A 3709-nucleotide genomic window follows, 5' to 3' on the forward strand; every position below is an offset into this window, starting at 1 on the left:
GACATATTCTTTGCAGTCGAGATTTATGTCGAGCGGTTCGCGTGCAGGCGCAGATTTGCGAGATGAGGACATCGATTCTACTCCAGATAATTAAGGTGACCCCAGACCCAACAAGCTGGAGGATCTATGACGTTGCCGAAGACGGTCGTTGCTAACGCACGACCCAAGCCCTGGACGGGAGATGCTCCCACCTCAGATGCCCTATCCATCGCCTTCCACTCTTCTCTTTTGGGGAGCGCGGCGGGATCAGCCGCGCTCTACAAAGCAGCAGCTCGCCATTTCCTTTTCTGGATCGACCAACAGGGCATCGCGGTATCGACGGTGGACGATGCGGTCGTCCGACGTTTCGAGAAGCATCGGTGCCGCTGTCGGGGCTTTTCCCGCCATGAGCCCAACCGGCCGATGTTCACCAGCAAGGTCCGGCGTTTCGTCCGCTTCCTGGAAGATCAGGGCGTCGTCGACGTGCCCGATGATGTTGATCACCTCGACACGCTGTTGGCGGATTACGCGACGTTTCTCGTGCAGGAGCATTACAGCGCGGCAAGCATCAAGAGCTACCGGTCCGAGGCAGCGCACTTTGCTGCCTGGATTCGGGTTTCCCGCCTGTGCTGGGAAGATGTCACTGACAAACATGTTATGCAGTATGCCGACCACGACTGTCGGTGCCCGGTATACCGCAAGCGCGGGACGCTGGTCGGCCACCACGGACCGCTACGCCGCAGCAAAGGTGCGCGGCGCTTCCTCGGTTTTCTCCGTGACCGGCATATCCTTTCGCAAGTCGATCGCCGGGATCATGAAGATGACGATCTGGCCGCCTACAAGGCATGGCTAAAAGCCCATTGCGGCAGTTCCGCCGCGACGATCAGGCGGTACTGCGGAGAGGTGAAGCGTTGGCTCCCGGCGCTGGGTGAGCCATCGAAGCTGGACGCGGCTGCCATTAGGCGGGTTGCCAGCAATCGCATCGGCGAGTCGCCGGGTTCCGCCTCGCTCATCGCAGGCATCATGCGGAGCTATGTGCGCTTTCTCGTCTCGTGCGCAGAGTGTGAACCGGCACTGCAGTACGCTTTTCCGCCTATAAGGCGGTATCGGCTCGCCACTTTGCCGCGCTACATGGACGATGCGACGATCGAGAAGATCGTCGCATCCTGCCAGGCAGATACCGCGGTGGAGATCCGCGACAAGGCGATCATCCTGCTGCTGGCCAGGCTCGGATTACGGGCCGGCGATATCTGCCAGTTGGGCATGACCGATATCGACTGGAACAACGGATATCTTCGGGTAAGCGGCAAAAGCAGACGACCCGATCGCCTGCCGTTGCCACAGGACGCGGGGGACGCGATCCTCGACTATCTCGAACGGGCTCGCCCGCCGATCAATGAGGAACGGCTGTTCGTTCGGGTACAACCTCCTTTCCGACCATTCAGTTCATCGGCCGAGATCGCCGGCATCGTAGCGCGTGTATTCGATCGAGGCGCCATCGAGGGCGTGCCGACGGGCGCCCACGCCTTCCGGCATTCGCTTGCCACACGGATGCTGCGCGCCGGCGCCGGCCTTGAGTCGGTCGGCACGATACTGCGCCACCGTTCCCCAGCGACGACCGCCATCTACGCCAAGGTCGACATTCCGATGTTGCTGAAGGTCGCCCAGGACTGGCCGGGAGATGTAGCATGCTGAAGGATCAGATCGCACGCTATGTCGCACTCCATCGCAGCTTCGGCCGCAAGTTCGACGAACAAGAGCGAACGCTCGACCTCTTCGCCAGTTATGCCTCCGGCTTCGGCGACCGGCACACCAACGTCGAACGGATTTACGATTGGTGCCGGACAGCCAGTTCCCAGAACGTGGCAAGAGACAGATTCGACCGCCTGCGCCGCTTCTGCCTCTATGCCCATGCGGAGGATCAGGAGCATCAGGTGCCCCCGGCGGGCGTCTTCGGCAGGGGTAAGCGGCCACGACCGACACCCCATATTATGGAGCCAGAGCAGGTTCGGGCGATCATGCTGGCCGCCCGCGAACTTCCGCCCAGGGGCAAGATAAGCCCGCATACGTACTATTATCTGTTCGGGCTGCTCGCAGCGACGGGCTTGCGCCTTTCCGAAGCACTCGCGCTGCGGCGTGATGATGTCACGGGCGACGGTCTCGTCATCCGCAAAGGGAAGTTCGGCAAGCAACGCCTCTTGCCGATCCAACCTTCAACCCACGAAGCGTTACAGGCATATCTTACCATCAGGCGGAAGCTCGGCGCCCACGGCGAGGATCTATTCGTCCACTCCCGGGGGCACGCCCCCAGCACAACGCGCGCCTATATCATCTTCGTCAGATTGGCACGTGAGTTGGGTTTTCGTGGTCCTCCCGGGTCCCCCGGCGTTCGCGTTCATGACGTGCGGCATACTTTCGCTGTTCGATCGCTGCAGTCCTGTCCGCGCGATCGGGAAGCCATCGCCCATCATATGGCGGCGCTCAGCACCTATCTTGGCCATGCGGATATCGCCAACACATACTGGTATCTCGAGGCGACGCCGGTCCTGCTTCGCGACATCGCCGCCGCAGGCGAGCAGCTCTTCTTGGGAGACGCCGCATGACCGCGCTCGCTCCCCATCTCGCCGCGTTCCTGCGCGATCATCTTCCCCGCGAGCGCAATGTCAGCCCACATACGGTGACGACCTACGCGAACTGCTTTGCGCTGCTGGTCCGGTTCGCGGCCAACCGGCTCAAGCGGCGACCCACCGACCTGACGATTGAGGATTTCGATCCCGAACTGATCATCGCCTTCCTAGACCATGTGGAGGATGCCCGTAAGAACAGCCCCAGAACCCGCAACGCCCGGCTTGCCGCGATCCGGGCGTTTTTCCGTTATGTCGAGTATCGCGTCCCTGTCTGCCTCGATCTCGCGCTGCGTATCCGTTCCGTGCCGACAAAGCGGACTGACACCACACTTATCGACTATCTGACACGTGACGAGATCACCGCGCTATTGGATGCGCCCGATCCCCGGTCCCGCTTGGGCACGCGAGATCGGGCCATGTTGCACCTCGCCTATGCTGGTGGCCTGCGTGTCGCCGAGCTGCTGTCGCTACAGATGCAAGACCTTCCGCAACGCTCGCTTGCCACGGTCCACATCGTCGGCAAGGGGCGACGCGAGCGTGTCCTGCCCCTGTGGCGCGAGACGCAGGCATCCCTGCGGGCTTGGCTGGCCGTCAGGCCGCAATGCCAGGCAATGGAGATATTCCTCAACGCCAATGGTGTGCCGATGGGCCGCGACGGGTTTGCGTTCAGACTGGCAAAGCACGTCGCCACGGCCGCGAAGAAGCAGCCATCTCTGCTGGGCAAACGAGTCACGCCTCATGTGCTCCGGCATTCCTGCGCAATGCACACTCTCGCCGCGACCGGTGACATCCGCAAAGTGGCGCTCTGGCTCGGGCATGCCAGCATCCAAAGCACGGAAGCGTATCTGCGGGCCGATCCCGAGGAAAAGCTACAAATCCTCGCCGCGCATGGGTCGCCAACCGTCAAGCCTGGCCGATTCAAGCCACCGGCTGATCCGCTGATCATGATGCTCAACGACGTTCGGAAACGAGCATAGTCCCAGAGATCTCGTGCCTCCGCACATCTCCATCCACCTTAATTATCTGGAGTAGAATCGATGTCCTCATCTCGCAAATCTGCGCCTGCACGCGAACCGCTCGACATAAATCTCGACTGCAAAGAA

General features: G+C 61.4%; 3 protein-coding genes. All 3 read left to right on the forward strand.

Annotation, left to right across the window (positions count from 1 at the left end; genetic code table 11):
- Positions 1–126: 126 nt before the first annotated feature.
- Genes BFL28_RS15825 through BFL28_RS15835 form a run of 3 tightly spaced genes read left to right on the forward strand, consistent with a single transcriptional unit; the run spans position 127 to position 3583 of the window.
- Positions 127–1674, forward strand: a complete 1548-nt coding sequence (locus BFL28_RS15825) for a tyrosine-type recombinase/integrase (RefSeq protein WP_069321495.1) — start codon at positions 127–129, stop codon at positions 1672–1674.
- Complete coding sequence (locus tag BFL28_RS15830) at positions 1668–2582, forward strand: tyrosine-type recombinase/integrase (RefSeq protein ID WP_069321496.1); 915 nt, start codon at positions 1668–1670, stop codon at positions 2580–2582. Before BFL28_RS15825 ends, BFL28_RS15830 begins: the two co-directional genes overlap by 7 nt.
- Positions 2579–3583, forward strand: coding sequence for a tyrosine-type recombinase/integrase (locus tag BFL28_RS15835; protein ID WP_069321497.1), 1005 nt, complete (start codon positions 2579–2581; stop codon positions 3581–3583). The genes BFL28_RS15830 and BFL28_RS15835 overlap by 4 nt, the downstream gene beginning before the upstream one ends.
- Positions 3584–3709 lie beyond the last annotated feature (126 nt).

This window comes from Sphingomonas turrisvirgatae (assembly GCF_001721295.1).
Classification (GTDB): Bacteria; Pseudomonadota; Alphaproteobacteria; order Sphingomonadales; family Sphingomonadaceae; genus Sphingomonas; species Sphingomonas turrisvirgatae.